A 24,014-nucleotide genomic window follows, 5' to 3' on the forward strand; every position below is an offset into this window, starting at 1 on the left:
ATCATGATTTTATTTGGCAAAAAGAAAGTTAAACCAAGCCAAAAAGCTTATGCCGTGGTGACAGGTGCAGGCAGTGGAATTGGTCGAAGTTTTGCAATTGAACTGGCAAAACGTGGTGGCAGTGTGGTTTGTGCAGATATTAATCTCGAAGCTGCTGAAGAAACCGTAAAAATTCTTGAACAACAAGGCACGAAAGCTTTCGCTGTGCGTTGCGATGTCAGTAACTCTGAACAGGTTACAGATCTAGCGGAAACTGCTGAAATCTTACTTGGGCACCCTGTAACCCTTGTTATTAATAATGCAGGTGTAGGTTTGGGCGGAAAATTCGATGAAATGACGCTCGAAGACTGGAATTGGGTCATGAATATCAACCTTTGGGGTGTTATTCACGGTTGTCATGCATTCGTACCAAAATTTAAAAAGTTGGGTTACGGCGCGATTATTAATGTTGCTTCCGCTGCATCGTATACGGCTGCACCAGAAATGACCGCCTATAACGTGACTAAAGCAGGTGTACGCGCGCTTTCAGAAACGCTTTCTGCCGAGCTGCATAAGTTCAATATTAAAGTTAATGTGCTCTGCCCTACTTTGGTTCCAACCAATATCATCAAAAATGGTCGGATTCCAGGACGATATTCAAAGCTTGCAGACCATGCACTGATGAACTATGCCCTCACCACGAGTGATAGTGTAGCCAAATTAACACTTAACCGCCTTGATCAGAATGAGCTGTACACCATTCCTCAAATCGATGCGAAGTTATTCTGGCTCATGAAACGTGCATCACCAAGCTTGTATAACAAGTTCCTTGGCACGTCTTACAAATTATTTAAATAAGAAATTTATAGGTAGTACGCATATGACTGCTCAAATGAAAACAAATGCATCAGCAAAAAAAGCTGTCAATTCACCCAACCACATTTTCGACACCTTTATTGTAGGTGCCGGCATTTCAGGTATAGCTACTGCCATTCGCCTAGATCAGGTCGGCTATACCAATTATAAAATTATTGAAAAAGCTGGCCGTGTGGGTGGTACATGGCGTGAAAACACCTATCCAGGCTGTGGTTGTGATGTGCCATCTGCGCTTTATTCTTACTCATTTGCACCAAGTGCAAAATGGAGCCATTTATTTGCTCGCCAACCAGAAATTTTAAGTTATCTGGAAGATGTGAGTAATGAGTTTAATGTCACATCAAAAATCGAATTTAACAACGAATTGCTGAATGCGGCATGGGATGAGTCACGCCATGTGTGGGTACTTGATACCACTACTGGTCAGTATTTATCTAAAACTGTTATTTTCGCTACAGGTCCAATTACCGAAGCACAAATTCCACGTCTTGAAGGTTTAGATACGTTTAAAGGCGAAATGTTCCATTCAGCTAAATGGAACCATGATTATGATTTGACAGGTAAACGCATTGCTGTGATTGGTACTGGCGCATCAGCAATCCAGTTTGTGCCCCAAATTCAACCAAAAGCGAAAGAGCTTTTTGTGTTCCAACGTACAGCACCTTGGGTACTACCAAAACCAGACACAGACTTGGGCGAATTTAGTAAATCAGTGATTGCTAAGTATCCATCTATTCAAGCAAGCTGGCGTAAAAGTGTAGCGTTAACTCTGAATGCAATTAACTTTGGTTTACGTAACCCGCTTGCGCTTAAACCAGCAAACGTACTGGGCAAGCAATTACTTAAATTGCAAATTAATGACCCTGTGCTACGTAAAAATGTAACGCCAAACTTTGATATTGGCTGTAAACGTATTTTGTTTGCTAATAATTACTACCCTGCGCTACAAGCACCAAATACCAACCTTATTCCTCATGGCTTGGTTAAAGTTGAAGGCAATACTGTTGTTGCTGCCAACGGTGAACGCCATGAAGTTGACGTAATTATTTGGGGCACTGGTTTTGAGGTATCTCATCCGCCAATTGGTAAACGTGTTCATAATGAAAAAGGTCAATGTTTACAAGATTTATGGAAAGATAGTTCACCTGAGGCTTATTTAGGTACCAACATTGAAAATGTGCCGAATGCATTTTTAATTTTAGGACCGAATGTCTTGGTTTATGACTCTTTTATTGGCTTAGCTGAGGCTCAGCTAGACTATATTGTAGATGGCTTATTGAAAATTAAGAACAAGGGTATTAGCAAGTTCAACGTTAAGCCCGAAGTTATTAAAAAGCATAATGATTTGGTGCAAAAACACTTAAAAACAACTGTATTTAATAGCGGTGGTTGTAAGAGTTACTACCTTGATGCCAACGGTCGTAACTTTGCTGCATGGCCATGGTCATTGAAAAAGTTGAAACAACGTTTGAAAAACGTCGATTTGAAAGATTATGAAGTGACATATCAAACGACAAAAACTCATTAATTTGTAATTTTGATCAAATCCGTTGTAAGAAATAGGCAGTGTATTTTAGATTTTCATGAAATACACTGCCTTCTTCGTTGAATATCTTCAAGAAATAAAAAAACAGGATAAAGATGAAAGAAGGTCAATCAAGTCGTACCGCCGAAGCCGCCGCTGCATTACGTGCAAATCACTTTAAAAATACGGTCAGCCCTGTATTTTCAGACCCTTATGCTTTTGAGCTGACCAGTAGAAGCTGGAAAAAACTTCTATCAAGCCCACTTCTTGTTAAATTAATGAATTCTGCGGTTTTAAACCGCACTTTAGGTTTACTCACTGGGCAAGTCGTCGGACGCTCTCGTTATGCCGAAGATTTACTTGATCAGGCAGTTCAACAAAACACTCAACAATATGTATTAGTAGGTGCCGGCCTAGACTCTTTTGCACTACGTGAGTCTCACCATTACCCAACTTTAAAAATTTTTGAAGTTGATCATCCCGATACTCAAGCTGCAAAACAAGCCAAGCTAAAAAAACTAGGAAATATTCCTGCTAGCGTTGAGTTTGTCGCAATTAATTTTGAAAAAGAGTCTATTTCGGAAGCCTTAGCCAGAAGTCTCTATGAGCGATCCACTCCTGCATTTTTCTCATGGCTTGGAACTACTCACTATTTAAACCCGCAAACAACCTTGCAGACTTTAAAAAGCATTGCTGAATTTGCAGCAAACGCTAGTGAGGTGGTACTCGACTATTCAACTGATTTTCAGGAATTAACTGGTATCGAACGACTTGGGAGTATGGGCGTTGCACAGTTTACCCATTTGCTCAAAGAACCATTATTAGGTCAATTCAAACCTACTGATTTACATCGCGCAGTTGAACAGATGGGGTTTGAAGTCGTTGAGGATTTGTCAGGTGAAGCCATTACTGAACGTTATTTTAATGGGCGTATCGATGAAATTCGCCATACCTCGGCGACACGCTTATTGCATTTGCGCTTGAATAAATAAACTCAGGTTGATGATTTACCACTTAACCGCACTGCATGCGGTGTCTTACCATGCCATCTTTTATAAGCATGAATAAAACTGGCAGGTTCGGCATATCCCAACCATTCGGCAATTTGCTCAATAGAGGCTTTCGGTAAAGTCAGATATTGTTCTGCTAAAACCTGTCTGACTTCTTCACGTATTTGAATAAAGGTCATACCTTCTTGAGCGAGATGACGGCGTAAGGTACGTGCGTTTAAGTGCAAACGATCGGCAACCATGTCCATAGATGGCATTTCCCCTCGTACCCTCATTAACTGCTGCTGCACTAAATTAATAAATTTCTTTTGTGTTTGGCGCCTATCTAAAATTTGCCTACATTGTTCTTCAGCCGTATGTAAAATCAGGTCATTGGCCATTTGCAGTTTTTGGTCTACTTTGTGTGGATCGAGTAAAACAAAGTTCTTGGCCGCCCCAAACTCCGGCAGAATTCCAAACAAATCGATATAGGGTTGTACCTCAGCTTTAGGCTGGAAAGTGAAAGCCATATATTGACAAAAATTATCTTGTACCAAGTCCCGTTGCACCGTAATGAGCGCCGCGGCGTCCCGTTCAAGAATAAACTGGCGAACTGAAGGTGGTACGCTCTCATCTTCAATCTCAATCCGAATACCTTCATCTGTATCTGAAACTAGAAATCGGGTAAAAGCAAAAGTAAGTGAAAAATAGGTTAAAGCTAAATCAAGTGCTTCACGAATGCTGGCACTGCTCATGAGGGCCATGCCTAAAGGCCCAAATGTTGTAAAGTGATAGCGTGTACCTACATCTAAGCCTAATGTCGGCCTGTCTCCAAGCTGCTCAACCAAGTTATGAATAACCTGCAATTCTTGCTGACCTGTCACCACCATATTAGGATCAAGCAATTGCTGTTGACTGATTCCAGTCTCTTCTAAAATGGTCTGATAAGAAATGCCTGATTCCACCGCAAAATCAGCCATTAATCGAACACTATGTACACTGCGTTCAAAAGCCCATGCATACTTCACTGTATTGCTCAGAATGTCCTCGAATCACAATATTTTGTCCTCATCCATCCTCTAAATCAAGCAAATAAACGACTATTCTGCATACAGGAAATTGCGATTCTTTCGCCCACTGTTTTTAAGGATTTTAGAGCAGCCTATGTTTAATTCGTCAGCTAATTCAAATAAAAATGTACGTATCGCCATTATAGGCACTGGTTTTGGTGGTTTGGGGCTTGCGATTCGTCTCAAACAAGCCGGTTTTGAACAATTTACACTATATGAAAAAGCCTCTGATGTCGGTGGTGTCTGGCGCGACAATACTTATCCAGGTGCTGCTTGCGATGTACCTTCACATCTTTATTCTTTTTCTTTTGAGCAAGAGCTGGGTTGGAAAAACCGTTACGGCACATCTCAAGAGATTTATCAATATTTACGCCATTGCGCCGATAAATATGATATTCGCCGACATATTCAATTTAATACCGAAATTGCCAGTGCCGAATTTGATGTCCTACAAGGTGTATGGCACATTCAAAGTACAACCGGTGAGCATTTTGAAGCTGAATTTTTAGTCGGTGCTGTGGGCCAGCTCAATCGCCCAGCCTATCCGAAACTCAGAGGCATTGAAAACTTTAAAGGTAAGGCATTTCACTCCGCACGTTGGGATCATGACTACGATTTAAATGGAAAACGTGTTGCTGTAATTGGTACAGGTGCAAGTGCCATTCAGTTTGTTCCCGAAATTACTAAAGAGGTTGCTCATCTTGATGTTTATCAACGTTCGGCACCTTACGTCATTCCCAAACCAGACCGGGTTTATCAACCTTTAGAGAAAAAAGCATTCCGCAAATTACCGATTTTGCAAAGTCTAGATCGTGCCTTGCAATATGGACATCACGAAATTCGTCTGCTGGCTTTCACCACTTCGCTGAATGGAATGCCTTTGGTGGAATATCTATTCCAACGCCATATTCGTAAGGTAGTTAAAGACTCCAAATTACGTCACCGTTTAATGCCGGACTACCCAATTGGCTGTAAGCGTATTTTGATTTCCAATCATTGGTATGAAACTCTGACCCAACCTCACGTAGATGTGATTGATACAGGTATTCAAGAAATCACTGAAAATGGCATTTTAGATACGGACGGAAATCTGCGCGAAGTTGATACCATTATTTATGGTACGGGCTTTGCCGCAACGGAATTTATGGCACCAATGCAGATTACAGGTCTTGATGGTCGTACCTTAAAAGACACATGGAAAGATGGTGCAGAAGCTTATCTCGGTTTAACTGTTAGCGGCTTTCCAAACTTCTTTATGCTTTATGGTCCAAATACCAATCTTGGACACAATTCAATTGTCTATATGATTGAAAGTCAGGTGAATTATATTTTAGATGCCATTCAAACACTGATAAAAAATAAGTTGTTATTCACCAATGTTCGTGCGGAAGTTCAACACGAGTTCAACCAAAATATTCAAGAAAAAATGAAGAAAACCGTATGGGCACAAGGTTGTACCAGTTGGTATCAAACTGCTGATGGTAAGAATACCAATAACTGGCCAGGTTTTACCCTGGAGTATCGTCAACGCACTCGCCGCTTTGATATTGAAAACTACACTCAAGTCTCAACTCTTTCTTAATCAGCTTCACGATAGGAAATCAGAAAAATAAACGGAGAATTTTATGAAAACATTTAAGAACAAAGTCGCGGCTGTTACAGGTGCGGGTTCAGGTATTGGACAAGCAATTGCAATTGAACTGGCAAAACAAGGCTGCCATCTGGCACTTTCCGATATCAGTGAAGCGGGCTTAGCCAAAACTGTCGAGCAGTTATCAGCCTACCCAGTTAAAGTGACCACTCAAAAAGTTGATGTGGCTAAGCGTACTGAAATTGCAGATTGGGCAAAAGCTGTTGTAAATGAGCATGGCCAAGTTAACCTGATTTTTAATAATGCTGGTGTCGCAATAGGTAGCACGGCTGAAGGTGTGAGCTATGAAGATCTTGAATGGCTCATTGGTATTAATTTTTGGGGTGTGGTTTATGGCACCAAAGAATTCTTGCCATTTTTAAAGCAAAGTGGTGATGGACATATTATTAATATTTCCAGTATGTTTGGCTTAACAGCTCAACCGACCCAAAGTGCTTATAACGCGAGTAAATTTGCCGTTCGTGGTTTTACCGAGTCCCTACGCCAAGAACTGGATATGCAAAATGCTGGGGTTAGCGCGACCTGTGTTCATCCGGGTGGTATTCGTACCAATATTGCCAAAGCTGCCCGTATGAATAATAGCGTACAGTCTTTAGGAATGGACCCTCTAAAAAGCCAAGATGCTTTCGATAAATTACTGCGCACCCCTGCTGACGAAGCTGCGCAACAAATTTTAGAGGCTGTTCGTAAAAACCGTCGCCGTTTACTGATTGGAGCCGATGCAAAAGTCGTTGATGTAATTCAACGTATTCTTCCACAGGGTTATCAAAAGATTTTTGCAACAGCAACCGCGTTGCAAACTCGCCTACTCAACAAATCAGCAAAATAAAAATAGTGGTCAGCATACTCTTAATTTTAAGAGATGCTGGCCGATAAATAACAAGCTCTAGTATGAGTTCTTATTATGAAGCAGCTTCTTGCATGGACCATCCGTACCACGCTACGTCCAGCTTTATCCCCAAAAACACCACTAAAACTACAACGTTTTTGTAGCGATGCAGCCAGTGCTATTGTGCTTGGGCCACGTGCTTATAAAACAAAAAAGCAAATAATTGCTCAAGTGCCGACAGTTCATATTCAGCCCAAAACGACTAAGTCAGGGCTGGGTATCTTGTATTTACATGGCGGTGGCTATGTGGTTGGTAGTTCAAAAAGTCATACCAAGCTTGCCGCTCAAATCGGACATGCAGCTCAAGCTCAAGTCTGGTTACCTGAATATCGCCTTGCTCCTGAGCACTCAAGCCCCGCTGCTATTGAAGATGTCATTGCAGTTTATAAAGCTCTACTTGCCCAAGGACAAGACCCGAAAAAACTCGTGTTTGTCGGAGATTCTGCGGGTGGCGGACTCAGTTTAAGCACCGCAATTGCTATTCGGGATGCAGGATTGCCGCTACCAGCAGCATTGGTTTTACTTTCACCATGGGTTGATTTAAGCCTCTCTGGAAACAGTATGAAAACCCACGCAGCTCAAGATGCAATGCTGTCTGAAGACTGGTTAGCGTGGTGTGCAAAAAACTATTGCGCGCAAAAGTCAGTAACCGATCCAGCCTGTTCCCCACTCTATGCTGTCTTAACTGGATTACCACCTATTTTGATTCATGTCGGTACAGAAGAAGTTCTATTAGATGATGCAAAACGTCTTGCTGAACAAGCTGGAAAATACGGCATTCCGACGAACTTTAGGATTTATGACCAAGTCGGACATGTTTTTCAGTTCCACGCGGGTATACTAAAAGAATCTAATGACTCGATTGAGCGCATTGGGCAATTCATTGATAAATATACACAGTCAATATAAAAAATAATCGCCAGAGAGGAGCCCTCGGCATGACAACAAACAATTATGACTATGATTATCTCATTATTGGTTCAGGCTTTGGTGGTAGTGTTTCTGCTTGCCGTCTAACCGAAAAAGGTTACTCAGTTGCTGTAATGGAAATGGGGCGTCGCTGGAAAGCCGAAGATTTTGCGAAAAATAACTGGAATTCCCGCCGCTGGATTTGGCGTCCGGGCATGAAGCTTTTCGGCTATTTCAATATGCGCTTTTTTCGCCATGTCACCATTATTTGCGGGAATGCCGTAGGTGGAGGCTCAATTACCTATGCCAATACCCTACTCGTTCCACCTGAACATATTTGGGATGAAGGCACATGGGCAGATGCTGCGGACTGGAAAAATGAAATGCCACAGCACTATGCTGAAGCAGAACGTATGCTTGGGGTGACGGATAATAAAATTTTTGGTCCAGCTGACCATATGCTCAAACAAATGGGTGAAGCTATCGGCGTGGGTCACACATTTAAACCGACTCGCGTTGCAACGTTCTTCCCACCCGAAGGTGAACAAGGTGGCAAAACCTACCCTGACCCATATTTTAACGGTGAAGGTCCAGACCGTGCGACCTGTACCGCATGTGGCGGCTGTATGACAGGTTGTAAACACAACGCAAAAAACACTTTGGATAAAAACTATTTGTACTTTGCCGAAAAAAATGGTGCCAAGGTTTATGAAGAAACCAAAGTTGTTGATGTTAAACCACTCAATGGCAAAGCAGATGGCAGTGATGGCTATGAAGTAACCACTGAATGTTCAACCTCATGGTTTAATAAACAGCGTCGTACATGGCGAGTACGCAACGTAATTTTCTCGGCATCTTCTTTGGGTACTCAAGAGATGTTGTTCCGCTTAAAGCAGTCTGGTTCTCTGCCAAATATTTCCGATGACTTGGGTAATCGGGTTCGTACCAATGCCGAATCTATTTTAGGGGTTCGCTTCTTTGGTAAAGATGTCGACATGAGCAAAGGTGTTGCCATTGGTTCAAGTATTTACATCGACCATGACACTCATATTGAAGCAACTCGCTACCAAAACGGTTCCGATGCAATGGGTCTCATGTGTACTTACATGGCAAAAGGTAAACCGGGTTGGACACGTATCTTCTTTTGGTTATGGGCGTTAATCTGCCATCCATTTATTTTTCTACGCATGAGTAATCCGGTTGGTTTTGCGCGTCAAACCTTGATTTTTTTGGTGATGCAAACTGCCGATGCCTCAATTAACATGCGCTTGAAGCGTAACTGGTTTTGGCCTTTTGGCAAGGTTTTATCTAGTGAAGGTAAAAAGCTACCGGTTTATATTCCACAGGCCAATACATTTACCGAAAAAGTCGCCAAAATGTTTAATGGCCACCCTATGACGACCATTACCGAAATTTTATTCAATGTGCCTTTTACCGCACACTGTATGGGTGGTTGCGCAATTTCTTCAAGTCCAGAGCGTGGCGTGGTAGATGGGCAAAACCGTGTATTTAACTATAAAAACTTATATGTTGTAGATGGTTCAATGTTAGGTGCCAATTTAGGTGTTAACCCAAGTCTCACCATCACAGCTTTAGCAGAACGTGCCATGTCTTATATTCCGGCTAAACATACTTTAGATGAGCAACAAGATCATAGAGCAGATGCAGAAACCGTAGAGATCATCAAAGCTTCTGCTTAAAATAGAAATTTGTTTTATAAAAAAAGCCTATTTTAAAATAGGCTTTTTTTATTTAGCTTTTTAAATTACGAAGCTACTGCTTTAGCGCGAGCTGCATGCAATTTTTTATAGCTCTCGATCAGACGTAAATGGCGATCAAGTCCTTCTAGTTTCATGCTTGTTGGTGTTAAACCATAGAAACGAACGCTACCATCGACAGAACCTAATACTGCCTCCATTCGTACGTCACCAAACATACGGCGGAAATTAGTAAGGTAATCTTCAAGCTCTAGTTCTTCATCTAACATCACTTCAAGCACAACGTTCATGCACTGATAGAACAAACCACGCTCAACGGTGTTAGTGTTATATTGCAGGTAAGTTTCGACTAACTCTTTTGCCTCTTCAAATTGCTGCAAAGCGACGTAAATCAACAATTTCAACTCTAAAATCGTGAGCTGTCCCCAAACTGTATTGTCATCAAATTCAATGCCAATGAGCGTGGTGATTTCGGTGTAATCGTCTAGCTCACATTCTTCTAAGCGTTCAACCAACGCCTCAAGTTGTTCATCATCCAAACGATGCAGATTTAGAATATCTTCACGGAATGAAAGTGCCTTATTGGTATTATCCCAAATCAAATCTTCAACGAGATAAATTTCTGAATAATCCGGTACTAAAATACGGCAAGCAGTCGCACCTAGGTGCTCATAGACTGCCATATAAACTTCTTTGCCCATCTCTTCGAGAATACCGAACAACGTTGCAGCTTCGTCTGCATTCGACTCTTCGCCTTCTCCAGAAAAATCCCACTCAACAAAGTCATAGTCAGATTTAGAACTAAAGAAACGCCAAGATACCAAACCGCTTGAGTCAATAAAATGCTCAACAAAGTTATTCGGCTCAGTCACTGCATTACTTTGGAAAGTCGGTTGTGGTAAATCATTTAAGCCTTCAAAACTACGACCTTGAAGTAATTCAGTCAGACTACGTTCTAATGCAACCTCAAAACTTGGATGTGCACCAAACGATGCAAAAACACCACCAGTACGCGGGTTCATTAAAGTCACACACATTACAGGGAACTGACCACCTAACGATGCATCTTTAACGAGAACAGGAAAGCCTTGTTCTTCTAAACCTTTAATACCAGCAACGATACCTGGATATTTTGCTAATACTTCTTCAGGTACATCTGGAAGTGCAATTTCACCTTCTAAAATTTCACGTTTTACAGCACGTTCAAAAATTTCTGACAAGCATTGAACTTGAGCTTCCGCCAAAGTGTTACCTGCACTCATACCATTACTTAGGTACAAGTTTTCAATTAAATTTGATGGGAAATAGACAACTTCATCGTCAGACTGGCGCACAAAAGGTAGCGAACAAATACCACGCTCTACGTTGCCTGAATTGGTGTCATATAAATGCGTACCGAGTAATTCATCATCTGGGTTGTAAATCTCAAGACAATATTCATCTAAGATTTCTTTAGGTAATTCACCATTTGGGCCCGGTTTAAACCATTTTTCATCTGGATAATGCACAAATTCAGCATTGGCAATCTCTTCACCCCAAAACTGGTCGTTATAGAAGAAGTTACAGTTTAAACGTTCAATAAACTCGCCTAATGCAGATGCCAAAGCACTTTCTTTAGTTGCACCTTTACCATTGGTAAAACACATCGGAGACTGTGCATCGCGGATATGTAAAGACCACACATTCGGAACAATATTACGCCAAGATGCGATTTCAATCTTCATGCCCAAATTCGCCAAAATGGCAGACATATTGGCAATGGTTTCTTCTAGTGGCAGGTCTTTACCCTGAATATAGGTATGGCTTTCTGAAGTTAAGCTTGGCAATAACAATGCTTGCGCATCTGCATCAATACTTTCAACTTCTTCAATAATAAATTCAGGGCCAGTTTGAATAACTTTTTTAACAGTACAACGGTCGATTGAACGTAAAATCCCTTGGCGATCTTTCTCTGAAATATCGGCTGGTAATTCAATCTGAATTTTAAACGTTTGCTTGTAGCGGTTTTCAGGATCAACAATATTATTTTGTGATAAACGAATATTATCGGTTGGGATATCTCGAGCTGCACAATACACTTTTACAAAGTACGCTGCACACAATGCGGAAGATGCTAAAAAATAGTCAAATGGGCCCGGTGCCGAACCGTCACCCTTGTAGCGAATTGGTTGATCGGCAATTACCGTAAAGTCGTCGAACTTTGCTTCCTGTCGAAGATTGTCGAGATAATTAACCTTGATTTCCATGCTGGCACCTAAATATTTTTATGTGTCAGCACAGACACATAAAATTCTAAATATTGAAATATAAGCCGAATCACAGCGAAGAAATTGACTTAAAAAAATGAGAGATTAAAGCCATGTGTTTAATGAACGACTCAATTGGCTTTAATAAGATTGGCGGTATTATAGAGTGATTTTGTGAAGTTGATAACTAAAGTTAAAACATTGATGCTCACAATGCTTTAACTTGTCTTTAATTTACTTAAATATTGAGCATTAAAATTTAAAGGTGTAATCAACATTCAACCGTGTTTCATTTGCCGAGTGAAATGTCATATTGCTTGGCATATCGTTGCGATAGTGAGAAAAACGAGCTCGCATGCCTAGGCCTTTTAATTTCCCTTCAGGGATTTTATAGCCCAAATCAAACTCCATCGACTCTTCTTTAAAACGCTGATCACCATATTGCAGCAAATCAATATCTTCGCCTTTTGCATAGCGGGTCATAAAGCGCAGTCCATTTAATGAAACATCCCCTAATCGTGCATTTTTAAAGTCATATTCATAACGAATCGAATAGACTTTTTCGTCTTTATTTGAATAATCCGAACTCATAAAATCAAGCACGACCGGACTTTCTGTTCCCGACAAAAATGGCAGACCTGTCGAGCCAAACGACTGCATATAGCCCAAAGAAACCGTATGGTTTTGATAGTTCAAACCAAATAAACCACTTATATGGCGGTTATCGACCTCTCCTATTTTTTTGCTTCCAGTTTCTTCACTATTAAAAAAACGCACGTCACTTAAAAAATTAAGCTGGTCATTTAAAGGCTGTTTTCCGTTAAAGCCCAAAAATTGTTGCTGGTAAATGTCTTTGAGCTCGGCATGGTAGGCACGTAAACGGTAATCCTTTAACTGATAACTTCCTCCCAGCGTGTAAAAAGAATCAGTGGTTGCCGCCTTGTCAAAACGACGGTTGATATTGTCAGCTCCAACATCTGTAAAGCGAATTGAATCGCGCTGCCGCACTTCGTCGACATAAAACCCTTCGAGTTGAAGATTTGGAATTTCATTTGAAACAAAGCGAATACCGCGATACGTCTGTGGGAACAAGCGCGCTGGCGATGAAAATATGGTCGGTAATTGTGGAACTAAATCCCCCACAAAAAGCTCATTTTTTCTAAATTTAGCCTTCCCTGTAATTCCAACTTTTCCATAATAATCGTCACGCGAGTTATCAGTATTCACTTGGAGTAAGCCACTACGTGCATAGTCATCAGCCCGACTTCCCATCAGGTTAAAACCCGCCATTGCCAGTACATCAACACCGAATCCAACTGTTCCTTCGGTATAACCAGACTGCCCTTTAAAAATTAGACCCTGCGCCCAATCTCTGGCAGCTGTATAGGGATATGGGTCTTTTTTATAGTCTCGGTCAAAGTAAAAATTACGAAGTGTTAGCTCAGCTTTACTGTCTGCAATAAACTCGGCATGCACAACTTGACTAAATAATGGGCACAAGCATACCCCCACCCACAATGGTGTCTTTTTCATTTTTTATCTCAACTACTTAATTTTTAATGGTTTAAGGTGCTGTTTTAAGCGAGTAATTTTGCTCTTTTTTACTTCGGTAAAAAGCACTACCCAAACTTAAAATCAGGAAAATAGCCAAAATAAAGACCACACCGTAATAGGCATAAAGCGTTGCGGGCGCAATACCTTTATCCAGAAAAATACCTGCAATCGTTGGCGATAAAATTGCCCCAATACGACCAAAACCAATGGCATAACCCACACCGCGACTACGGATTTCAGCATCATAAATTGTTGGAGAAATAGAATATAGACCTGCCACACAGCCATTAATAAGTGTGCCGAGTAATAACCCCACCATGAGTGCGACACTCACTTGAGACGAGACTGCGACAAATAGAAAAACGCATGCAGACGTTAGCCCTAAAAATAGGCTTAAGGCATAGAAAATTTTTATGCGTGATGCGAGTAAACCAATAATGGCTGCCCCGAAAATACCGCCAATACTAATTAAAATACCTGTACTTACCCCTTGCTCTGGCAACATTCCCATTGAAATAAGAATTTTTGGTGTCCAGCTCATGACAAAGTAAAAGCCAAACATCACTAAAAAGAATGCAAACCACAGACAAAGTGTTTGAAATCCCAGTTGCCCTGCAAATAATTTGCTGAGTTCACTGCCATTTTGCGTGCTCATTTTTTCATAGCGCGGCATAACTGATAGCTGGTTAAGCCCCATGCGGTTTACAGTTGTATTGATTCGTTCTAATGCCTGTTTTGGTCGTTTCGCGAGTAAGTAATCTAAAGATTCAGGCAATAACCATGCGCTGATCAGCAACATTGCAATGGTGGTGATTCCACCTGCTAAAAAGATTGAGCGCCAACCTAAGTGCTCAATCAATGCGAGTGATAGTACTCCACCCAGTGTCGCACCAATTCCATAACCGGTAGACATTAAGCTCACTGCAAGACTGCGCCAGCGAGCATTGGCATATTCACTTGCCAACACATTACTACTCGCAAGGATACCACCCACCTCAATTCCGGTAATAAACCGAAGTGCTGCCAACATGCCATGGCTTTGTACAAAAGCACAGCCCAACATGCTAAGACCGGCAATAACAAGACAAACTAAGATGAGTAAACGGCGACCGATTTTATCAGCTAACGGTGCGAGAAAAATGGAACCAGCAGCCATTCCAAAAAGGCCCGCACTTAACAACAAGCCAATTTGTGCACCTGAAAGTGACCATTCTGCTGACACGGATGGAGCGGTAAATGCCATTACCATCACGTCAAAGCCATCAATAATATTGAGACAAATACAGATCAAAATGACGAACCATTGGTAGCGGCTCATATTATTTTGATTGATCTCACTCAGCACGTCTCTTTCCATTTGTGTATCTCCCTTGGATAAGACATACACACGACATTGCTAATATGAGCGATTGGGTGGTTATGCACATCCGTATCCATAATGACCTAGAGGAATATTTGTTTTTGAGCATCCTGCTCTTTTTCTATACTGAATATTTGGATCCAAAAAATCAACTAAAATTATAAACGGATTATTAAAAAGTATATAAACACATAAATTATATAAGTATAAAATTATTAAAAACATAAAATTAGAGTAGTTGAATATTTTTATGGATCCATATTAAAAAATCTATTATGATCGATTCCAGAGCATTTTTTAGCCAAAAAAGCTCAGTTTATCTCAAAGAAATGCAAGATGCATTTATGAAACATCAAAGGATTGTTGTTATGAAACTCAAAAGAGTAAGCCAGCTTACATTGGGACTTTTTTTTGCCAGCCAATTGTTTTACACAACGCAAGCAGCATCTCCAAAAAATCAACAACCACCTAACATCATGATTATTTTGGCCGATGATCTTGGATTTTCAGATATTGGCGCTTATGGCGGCGAAATTAAAACCCCTCATATTGATAGCCTATTAAAGCAAGGAAAAATGCTTTTTAATTTTCATGCCTCATCAATGTGTTCACCTACTCGTGCACAGCTTATGACAGGTGCAGATAACCACTTGGTGGGTTTAGGTGCAATGTATGAAACTTCAAAACGACAAGAACAATTGGTTGGAGCCAATAGCCCGCGTGCACTCCTAAAAATTGATGGATATTCAGGTCATTTAACGCAGAATGCTTATACACTCGCAGAGATTTTAAAGACAAAAGATTATTACACCTTCATGGTCGGTAAATGGCACTTAGGCTATGCTCCCGACCAAAACCCTAAAGCCCGTGGTTTTGATCAATCTTTTGCTCTGCTCGATGGCTTCGATTTACACTTTAAAGACCAACCTAAAAACTATCCGCGTAATACCCAATACACAGAAAATGGTCAAAAGGTCACACTGCCTGATAACTACTACTCGACCGACTTTTTTACACAAAAAGCTTTCGAGTACTTAGACAAAAATAAAGCGCAAAAACCATTTTTTGCTTACTTAGCCTACACCGCTCCACATTGGCCAATACAGGCGCCTGCTCACTATAGAGACTTATACAAAGGTAAATACGATCAAGGCTACGATGCAATTCAAAAACAACGCTTTGAGAGACAAAAGCAATTAGGATTAATTCCTGCTAATGCAGAATACCCAGTCGAGCGTGGCAACCAAGCTTTAGGCACTAAAAGCTGGAATGAACTGACATCACAAGAGCGCAAATACGAAGCGCGTAAAATGGAAGTTTATGCGGGCATGGTTACCCAGTTAGACGACCGCGTGGGTGATGTCATTCAATATCTTAAAAAGCATCATTTATATGATAATACTTTAATTGTATTTATGTCAGATAACGGCGCTGAAGGCGGTGATCATAATTTCCCAATGGGGGATGCAGACAATCGCTATGAAAATATAGGCAACGCCAGCTCATATCTATACATGGGACCACGTTGGGCCGAAGTAAGCAGTACGCCATTTACTTACTGGAAATCAGCCGCCTCAGAAGGCGGAGTTCGAGTTCCATTTATAGTTAAATCACCAGCTCAGGTTTCCAAACAACATGGTATTAACAATAACTTTGCGACAGTCAGAGATATATTTCCCACTGCTATGGAGCTAGCAGGCATTCAAAATAGTCAAATTTATCCAGCTACAAGCACCAAAATCAAACCATCAGGTTTTAGCTTAATTCCTGCTTTTAAAGATAATACTGCCCGTATTCGTCCTGTTAATTATTATGACTTCAAAGAATTACATGGCAGCCGCTACGCTAAAACTGACCAATGGAAACTTGTTGAAAACTCGCCTTCTAAATTTAAGAGCCATGGCTGGGAACTCTACAATTTAAAAACAGATTTTAATGAGCAACATAATGTTTATGCAGAACATCCTGAGATCGTCAAAGTCTTAAATGACAAATATTTAAGATATGCCGATGAAAATGGCGTTGTGGATTTTGAGCAATACAACAAAAAGTAGAGAAAACCAGATGAAACAAATCATGATGCTTTCATCGTTCCTCTTACTTTGTGCATGCCAAAAAACCACACCTCAACTAGAACAGACCACCTTGCCATACTTAGGCAGCAAAGCTAAATGTACTTCTTATTCGGGCCTTCCTTCGGGTTGGCCTAAAAATAAAGAAGCAGGCATGGTCAAAATCCCTCAAGGAAAAATTGTTTTAGGCACCACACAAGGTTATGAAGATGAACGCCCATTAAACTTACAGGCAACTTCAGTTCCCGCTTTTTTAATTGATGCGACTGAAGTCACCAATGCTCAATTTCAAGAGTTTATTAAACAAACGGACTATGTCACCGATGCAGAGAAGCAAGGCGGCGCAGCTATGTTTGTACAACCAGACCATCCAGTTGAAGAATTACAATGGTGGCGATTTGAAAAAGGTGCCAATTGGAAACATCCATGGGGCTTAAATAACCCTAAACAACCTGCGCCTCACGAACCTGTTCGCATGGTGACATGGAATGATGCCTACGCCTATGCAAACTGGCTGGGTCATGACTTACCGACTGAGCTTGAGTGGGAATATGCAGCCAAGGGTTTTCAGCAAAATTCCGATATCGGCCCTACCCACGAAGGCCATATTGTAGCCAACTTCTGGCAAGGTGAATTTCCTTATAAAAACATTCAGGAAGATGGTTTTAAGGATGTTGCCCCTGTTGGTTGTTTTAGTAAAAACCCGTTTGGCTTATATGACTTGATTGGCAATGTATGGGAATGGACACAAACACCCTATACAGGTCCAAGAGATCACCATATGGGAGATCCATCGAAATATCGGCAAAGTCACGAACAGATTTTGAAATACACGATTAAAGGTGGGTCTTATTTATGCGCAACCAACTATTGCGCGCGTTATCGTGCTGCCGCGAGGCATCCACAGGAACTCGACCTTGCAACTAGCCATGCCGGATTTAGAACAGTAAAACGCTTTTAAACGGATTTAAAAATGAAGCATATTTTTATTTATGGGATTTTCTTCTCAGGGACAGCCCTTGCCTGCTGTTTAGCTCACAGTGCAGTAGATGTTAATTTTCAAAATACACTCACACTAAAAACATTCAACTTCGACAGACAATATGAAAATGGTACTAGCCCCGATACTCATAGTTTGAGCCAAGGCTTGATCTATCGTGGTGACTGGTCAACCAAACTTAATGATGTTCAATTACATATCACCCCAAGCATCCAATATGCATATCGCCTAAGTAGCGACCAACACACCAATGATATGGTCATACCCTTTGACGCAAATACCAAAAAACAAGCACAAGACCAAGTTAAATATGGCTTAGGTGCTGGAGTTGAATATCAAAACTTTCGCATGAATATAGGTGAAATCACCCCCGACTCACCACTTACCCCACAAGTCGACACACATCAATTACGAGTGAACTATAAAGGCTTGGAATTAAAATATAAGACACCGCAACAAAATTTCGAGTTGGGTTTGATTAACCATTACTCACCCAAAAATGAGGAGGACTACCATAAACTCGCCATTTCAAAACATGAATCTGATGGGCTTTACTTTTTCCAGTGGGATGGGAAAACGCCTCAATATAATTGGAAATTTTATAATGGTTACTTAACAGATCTCATCAATCAAAGTTACTTTGCTTTTGATTATCAATGGACAAAGCAGCACACCACAAAATTACGTGTGTTTCGACACGACGATGTCGGTAAATCAAATCTTGGTGAATATGACAATACATCCGTAGGGGCTATGCATTTTATCAAACATGGCAATTTTACAACTGGAATTGGCTACCAAGAAAACTTTGGCAAAGATGGTATTCCAAAACTCGACAATATGCCCATCCCGCATATGGTTAACTGGACCTTAGGTGCGTTTACCAAAGCAGATGAAAAATCCTATCATTTCCTTGCTTCGTATGACTTTAAAGAATATATCAAAGGTCTAAAAATCACCTATAAATATATTTATGGAGATTCATTTCAGACTATGAATCAAAATGATTTTGAGCAAGAAAGTGATGTGTTGATTCAATATGACCTAAATGCTTGGATTAAAAATCTTAAATTTCTTTTCTTAAATATTAACTACGACACTAAACATGGCAAAAGTCTGGATAAACAGCGGATGATGCTTCACTACACGCTTAATTTCTAAATCTCAACACTCCCATAATGGTTTAACCATAGCCATTATGGATCCAAATTAAGATGAATAAAAATTTAGCCTCTAAAATTCAAAGTAGATTCAAAAGTCTCTAATAGCAATTAAAAATATACAAAACAACTAAGCTAAAGATCAATATTTTTTAAAAAATATACTGCTTATCAATTGACCAATATTTTTATTTATTATAAATTGGATCCAATAAGTGATAAGGAGTCGTCACAATGTTTATTAAAAATGCATGGTATGTTGCCTGCCGTCCAGAAGAAATCCAAGACAAACCACTAGGTCGCACCATTTGTGGCGAAAAAATTGTTTTTTATCGTGGCAAAGAAAACCAAGTTGCAGCCGTTGAAGATTTTTGTCCGCATCGTGGTGCCCCACTTTCACTAGGTTATGTCGAAGATGGCAACCTCGTGTGTGGCTATCATGGTTTAGTCATGGGCTGTGATGGAAAAACCGTTTCAATGCCAGCCCAACGCGTAAATGGTTTCCCTTGCAACAAAGCATATGCAGTTGTTGAAAAATTCGGTTTTATTTGGATATGGCCAGGCGAAAAGGCATTAGCAGATGAAGCAAAACTCCCAACTTTAGAATGGGCAGATCATCCTGAATGGAGCTATGGCGGAGGCCTGTTTCACATTCAATGTGACTATCGCCTCATGGTCGATAACCTGATGGATTTAACCCACGAAACCTATGTTCACTCAAGCAGCATCGGACAAAAAGAAATTGATGAATCATTACCAATCACTAAAGTTGATGGTGACCATGTCATTACTGAACGTTACATGGAAAATGTGATCGCACCTCCATTTTGGCAAATGGCCCTTCGGGGTAATCACTTGGCAGATGACGTTCCTGTTGACCGCTGGCAACGTTGCCACTTCTTTGCCCCAAGTAATGTGCATATTGAAGTCGGTGTGGCACATGCTGGACATGGCGGTTATGACGCACCAAAAGACAAAAAAGTTTCGTCAATTGTCGTGGACTTTATTACTCCAGAAACTGAAACCTCACATTGGTATTTCTGGGGAATGGCACGCAACTTCCAGCCAGACAATGCTGAACTCACCGATCAAATTCGTGAAGGCCAAGGCAAAATCTTTACTGAAGATTTAGAAATGCTGGAGCAACAGCAGCAAAATATTTTAAACAATCCACATCGCAAGTTACTGATGCTTAACATCGACGCAGGCGGTGTACAGTCCCGTAAGGTGATTGAGCGACTCCTTGCTGAAGAAAATAAAACGCCTCCTGAAACATCCGCACAAAAGTTTCCAAACATTCGGATTATTTAAAGGAGCATGAACATGGACGTTATTATTCAAAAAATTCACCAACTCACCCCGACCATTCGTGCCTTTGAACTGATTGCAGCAAATGGTATGGAGCTACCGAGTTTTGATGCAGGTGCTCATATTGATGTGCATCTTAAAAACGGCCTAACCCGTCAATATTCAATTTCAAACTGTTGCAGTGAAAAGCATCGTTATGTGATTGGTGTTTTACATGATGCCAATTCACGCGGTGGCTCACGTTGCATTCATACTGAATATCGTGAGGGAGACTATTTAAAGATTGGTGAACCACGTAATTTATTTGAGATTCATCCTCAAACAAAGCAGGCTGTTTTATTTGCTGGCGGTATTGGCATTACCCCCATTTTATCGATGGCGTATCGGCTTAAATCGGTCAATACTCCTTTCGAATTGCACTACTTTGTCCGTAGTCATGAAATGATTGCCTTCTATGGCAATTTAACCGAGCACTTTGGTGACCAAGTCCATTTTCATATTCAAGATCAGCCAAACACCGAATGTAATATGGCAAAGGTTTTAGGTGAGAGTTCACCAGATAGACACTTATATGTATGTGGGCCTACAGGATTTATGCAGTTTGTAATGAGCTCGGCCGAACAAGCTGGCTGGCACAACGAGCAATTACATCAAGAGCATTTTGTCGCGCAAAAAGTAGATACGTCTAATGATGAAGCTTTTACCATTGAAGTTAAAGGTACGGGGCGCCGAATTGAAGTATTACCAGAGCAAACTGCTACTGAAGCATTAATTGCAAATGGTTTTGATATTCCTGTTTCGTGTGAACAAGGTATTTGCGGTACGTGTATTACCCGCGTTGTAGAAGGCACACCAGATCATCGCGATATGTTTATGACCGAAGATGAACATGCGCTGAACGACCAGTTTACGCCCTGCTGTTCTCGTGCAAAAACCAAAAATCTTGTGATTGAGCTTTAATAGTTAAGTTCCTTTATTCAAAAATAGAGGAACTTATTTCATCTTAAGCGTTTAAAACATTTCTTAGCGTTTCACCCAAAATCACCACACTACTGTGCTCACGCATTAAAGTTTCAGCGCGCCCTGCCTGTCGATGTACCAATGCATCTAAAATTGAACAATGCTGTAAATGTGCATAGTGCAGACGGCGATATTCCGACAAAGCTTGCTTCTCATCATAGGTAATGGCTTGAGCAGAAGCCATCGGCAATTGATTGTTTTTTGCTAGAGCTTGTATGAGCGCTACATTTTGCGCGCCCTCAATAATCGTGTCATGAAAAATGACATTGAAATGGTGGTAACGTTCCAGTTCGATATCTCCAAACTCGTCTTTTTCATTAAAGAGTTTTTCAGTTTCTTGAATGCAATGTTGGAGGGTCTTTTTCTGCTCTTCGCTTAAACCTTGTTCTGCCAAAGTTTTCGCAGCCAATCCTTCAAGCACACCTCGCACTTCAAGCGCATCATGAACCAGTTGTTCTGAAATTTCACGGACGGTGTAGCCACGGGTTGGGTTCTTGATGAGAAGACCTTCTTGTTCGAGCAACCGAAATGCAATACGAACAGGCTGTCTCGAAACCCCAAGTAACTCGGCAGTGGGAATCTCAGCAATTCTGGCACCACCTTCAAGTTCCCCTGAAATAATCATTTTTCTTAATTTAAGTAAAACTTGTTGCCCTGAAGACATTTGCTGCCACACATTGTCAAAAACGTCACTTCGATGCTAACAACTTCATTTGCAAAATGAAATAAATTTTCTGTGTGAATCGGTGCTTAGGTATTTAGCTCAACCTAAACAAGCTCATTTATTTAAAGGCTTTTAAGATTATTCACCATGATATCGAGGTTATTACGAATTAAATAAGCCAGATTGATATCAATGCCTTCAAGCATCTTTTCTTCAACCTTTAATACAACTTCATTGCATTTATTAAGCTTATCAATGCCGCTTTCGGTCAGTGTAATTAAAATACGGCGACCATGCGTAGGGTCAGGTTTCTTTTCAATCCAACCATTAACCAGCAAATCTTGCAGAATTTTATTGGCAGATTGCGGCTTTATGAAAGAGCGCTCAGCAAGCTTGGCATTGGATACATTGCTTTTTGAAGCTAAAACAGAAAGTGCAGTAAATTGTGGCAAGGTAATTTCAAGCTCTTTTAAATGCTCTGTTAAATGTTTACTAATAATTCTGTCAACACGAGCAATCATGTAACTTAACTTAGGCTCATCTTCTATTTTTTTCTGAACTAAATTTGAACGTACCATAACCTTTCATTCATCATAAGAAAATCTGTAGTGAAAGTATGAGGTAGTCACCCCATACTTTCCTTAAAACTTAGCGAGCACCTGAGCTTTGTACTAAATGTACAGGCTGTTTAGGTTTTTTGACAAGAAGTAATGCAGAGATCGCTGCAATTAAGATCACAGGAATGCTTGAACCAATCACAATGGTCGAGCTTTGTCCAAGTGAAAGTAAAAAACCAGCCATTAAAGGTCCAGCAAAAGAACCAATACGGCCAATTGCAACCGCCGCACCAACTCCGGTTCCACGCATTTCAGTCGGATAATACATTGCGGCTAAACCGTACAATGCCGATTGTCCACCCACAATGAATAAACCACAGCCCACTGCTGCAAGCGCCAGTAATGCAACGGTTGGAGAAATTGCCAAGCAACAAAGTGAGAATAAAATACCTAGATAAATCAGCTTAATCACAAAACTCATGCGTACTTTATCAAGCAATACACCCATTAAGATTGAACCTAAAATTCCGCCAACGTTGTAGCCCATCTGTACATAATTTGCCTGTAATTTCGATAAGCCTTGCGCACCCATGAGTAACGGCAACCAGTTTAACAAGAAGTACAGCACCACTAAGGTACAGAAAAAACTTACCCAAAGCTGAATGGTCGACATGCGGCGTTCTTTAGCAAATAAAACTTCAAAGAATGGTGTGGTTTTTTGCGCTTGAACTTTACGTTGCAGGTAATCATTTGACTCAGGTAAAAAGCGCATGATGAGTGGAATTAACAAAATAGGCGCAATACCACCAATATAGAAAATATGACGCCACTCTGCATCACCCGCCAACGACATGGCAACCACAGAAGTCAGTAATCCACCAAAAGGAATGCCACTATACATGATACTTACCGCTTTGCCCTTGTGCTGGTCAGGCACAGCTTCAGAGGCAAGTGTAATCATCATCGGGAGTGCCCCACCCATTCCTAAACCAGTACAAAAACGAATGAGTAACAGCAAACTGAAGTTAGCAGCGTAGGCAGTCAGCAAAGACATAATTCCAAAAAGTAAAATACTAAAAATCAGAATTTTCTTACGCCCGACAATATCGGCAAATCTGCCGCCTAATATTGCACCCGGTAGTGTTCCTAAAATTGCAGCACTAAATGCCCACGCCATCTGGGCATTGTCTAACATAAACTCAGCCCGCATTCGTGGAGCGGCTACCCCCATTGATTGAAGATCAAAACCTTCAAAAATTGCGATTGCAAAGCAAAGTAGTAACGTAATCTTTGCTCTTGCAGACTGTCCTAATATCTTTTCCATTGTGTTGTCCTTTATTGACTAGTCGTTCCATTTAGCCCTTTGTGTATTGTTGTTTAAACACACCAAAAATATCAGTTAAACTTACTAAAAAATCAACATATTTTTATATAAAATTATTTATTAAATTAATTTTTATTTAAAAT

Annotated in this window: 19 protein-coding genes; 12 read left to right on the plus strand and 7 right to left on the minus strand. The window is 40.6% G+C overall.

Annotation, left to right across the window (positions count from 1 at the left end; translation table 11 throughout):
• Positions 1-3 precede the first annotated feature (3 nt).
• The 3 genes from F936_RS13670 (at position 4) to F936_RS13680 (ending at position 3,372) form a co-directional block, all read left to right on the plus strand.
• Positions 4-837, plus strand: coding sequence for an SDR family NAD(P)-dependent oxidoreductase (locus tag F936_RS13670; RefSeq protein ID WP_005048165.1), 834 nt, complete (start codon positions 4-6; stop codon positions 835-837).
• A 22-nt stretch (positions 838-859) separates the two neighbouring features.
• Positions 860-2,383, plus strand: coding sequence for a flavin-containing monooxygenase (locus F936_RS13675; RefSeq protein WP_005048166.1), 1,524 nt, complete (start codon positions 860-862; stop codon positions 2,381-2,383).
• 113 nt (positions 2,384-2,496) lie between these two features.
• Positions 2,497-3,372: a class I SAM-dependent methyltransferase gene (locus tag F936_RS13680; protein WP_005048169.1), complete on the plus strand. Its 876-nt coding sequence runs from the start codon at positions 2,497-2,499 to the stop codon at positions 3,370-3,372.
• A 2-nt stretch (positions 3,373-3,374) separates the two neighbouring features.
• Here F936_RS13680 and F936_RS13685 read toward each other — a convergent pair whose 3' ends face one another.
• Positions 3,375-4,397 (minus strand): AraC family transcriptional regulator, encoded by a 1,023-nt coding sequence (locus F936_RS13685; protein ID WP_005048171.1) that lies wholly within the window; start codon positions 4,395-4,397, stop codon positions 3,375-3,377.
• 136 nt (positions 4,398-4,533) lie between these two features.
• Between F936_RS13685 and F936_RS13690 the strand changes: the two genes are divergently transcribed.
• From F936_RS13690 to F936_RS13705, 4 genes are all read left to right on the plus strand, one after another.
• Positions 4,534-6,021, plus strand: coding sequence for a flavin-containing monooxygenase (locus tag F936_RS13690; protein ID WP_005048174.1), 1,488 nt, complete (start codon positions 4,534-4,536; stop codon positions 6,019-6,021).
• A gap of 43 nt (positions 6,022-6,064) precedes the next feature.
• Positions 6,065-6,919, plus strand: a complete 855-nt coding sequence (locus F936_RS13695) for an SDR family NAD(P)-dependent oxidoreductase (protein ID WP_005048175.1) — start codon at positions 6,065-6,067, stop codon at positions 6,917-6,919.
• A gap of 75 nt (positions 6,920-6,994) precedes the next feature.
• Positions 6,995-7,888 carry an alpha/beta hydrolase gene (locus tag F936_RS13700; protein ID WP_005048177.1) on the plus strand — a complete coding sequence of 298 codons (894 nt, stop codon included), beginning with the start codon at positions 6,995-6,997 and terminating at the stop codon, positions 7,886-7,888.
• A gap of 29 nt (positions 7,889-7,917) precedes the next feature.
• Positions 7,918-9,588, plus strand: a complete 1,671-nt coding sequence (locus tag F936_RS13705) for a GMC family oxidoreductase (RefSeq protein WP_005048179.1) — start codon at positions 7,918-7,920, stop codon at positions 9,586-9,588.
• A gap of 65 nt (positions 9,589-9,653) precedes the next feature.
• Here F936_RS13705 and F936_RS13710 read toward each other — a convergent pair whose 3' ends face one another.
• The 3 genes from F936_RS13710 to F936_RS13720 form a co-directional block, all read right to left on the minus strand.
• Entirely contained in the window at positions 9,654-11,852 is a 2,199-nt protein-coding gene (locus F936_RS13710) for an OsmC domain/YcaO domain-containing protein (RefSeq protein WP_005048182.1), read from the minus strand.
• Positions 11,853-12,104: 252 nt separating this feature from the next.
• Positions 12,105-13,385 carry an OprD family outer membrane porin gene (locus tag F936_RS13715; protein WP_005048185.1) on the minus strand — a complete coding sequence of 427 codons (1,281 nt, stop codon included), beginning with the start codon at positions 13,383-13,385 and terminating at the stop codon, positions 12,105-12,107.
• Between the two features lie 31 nt (positions 13,386-13,416).
• On the minus strand, positions 13,417-14,763 hold the full coding sequence (locus F936_RS13720) for an MFS transporter (protein ID WP_005048187.1): 1,347 nt from the start codon (positions 14,761-14,763) through the stop codon (positions 13,417-13,419).
• Positions 14,764-15,134: 371 nt separating this feature from the next.
• Here F936_RS13720 and F936_RS13725 point away from each other — a divergent pair, with 371 nt between their 5' ends.
• The 5 genes from F936_RS13725 (at position 15,135) to F936_RS13745 (ending at position 21,266) form a co-directional block, all read left to right on the plus strand.
• Entirely contained in the window at positions 15,135-16,820 is a 1,686-nt protein-coding gene (locus tag F936_RS13725) for an arylsulfatase (RefSeq protein WP_005048189.1), read from the plus strand.
• A gap of 25 nt (positions 16,821-16,845) precedes the next feature.
• Positions 16,846-17,799, plus strand: coding sequence for a formylglycine-generating enzyme family protein (locus tag F936_RS13730; RefSeq protein ID WP_080595364.1), 954 nt, complete (start codon positions 16,846-16,848; stop codon positions 17,797-17,799).
• Positions 17,800-17,811: 12 nt separating this feature from the next.
• The gene (locus F936_RS13735; RefSeq protein ID WP_005048192.1) at positions 17,812-18,999 is read left to right on the plus strand and encodes an OprD family outer membrane porin; all 1,188 of its coding nucleotides are present in this window, start codon (positions 17,812-17,814) and stop codon (positions 18,997-18,999) included.
• Between the two features lie 233 nt (positions 19,000-19,232).
• On the plus strand, positions 19,233-20,309 hold the full coding sequence (locus F936_RS13740; RefSeq protein WP_005048193.1) for an aromatic ring-hydroxylating dioxygenase subunit alpha: 1,077 nt from the start codon (positions 19,233-19,235) through the stop codon (positions 20,307-20,309).
• Positions 20,310-20,321: 12 nt separating this feature from the next.
• Positions 20,322-21,266 carry a PDR/VanB family oxidoreductase gene (locus tag F936_RS13745; protein WP_005048195.1) on the plus strand — a complete coding sequence of 315 codons (945 nt, stop codon included), beginning with the start codon at positions 20,322-20,324 and terminating at the stop codon, positions 21,264-21,266.
• Positions 21,267-21,309: 43 nt separating this feature from the next.
• Here the strand turns inward: F936_RS13745 and F936_RS13750 are convergent, their stop codons facing one another.
• The 3 genes from F936_RS13750 to mhpT all read right to left on the minus strand — a co-directional run bounded on the left by F936_RS13750 (position 21,310) and on the right by mhpT (position 23,871).
• Positions 21,310-22,002: a GntR family transcriptional regulator gene (locus F936_RS13750; RefSeq protein ID WP_080547615.1), complete on the minus strand. Its 693-nt coding sequence runs from the start codon at positions 22,000-22,002 to the stop codon at positions 21,310-21,312.
• Positions 22,003-22,112: 110 nt separating this feature from the next.
• The gene (locus F936_RS13755; protein ID WP_005048198.1) at positions 22,113-22,568 is read right to left on the minus strand and encodes a MarR family winged helix-turn-helix transcriptional regulator; all 456 of its coding nucleotides are present in this window, start codon (positions 22,566-22,568) and stop codon (positions 22,113-22,115) included.
• Positions 22,569-22,638: 70 nt separating this feature from the next.
• A complete protein-coding gene (mhpT, locus tag F936_RS13760) occupies positions 22,639-23,871 on the minus strand; it encodes a 3-(3-hydroxy-phenyl)propionate transporter MhpT (protein ID WP_003652737.1) in 1,233 nt (410 codons plus the stop codon).
• Between the last annotated feature and the right edge of the window lie 143 nt (positions 23,872-24,014).

Origin of the sequence: Acinetobacter calcoaceticus DSM 30006 = CIP 81.8 (assembly GCF_000368965.1) — a bacterium.
GTDB classification, from domain to species: Bacteria; Pseudomonadota; Gammaproteobacteria; order Pseudomonadales; family Moraxellaceae; genus Acinetobacter; species Acinetobacter calcoaceticus.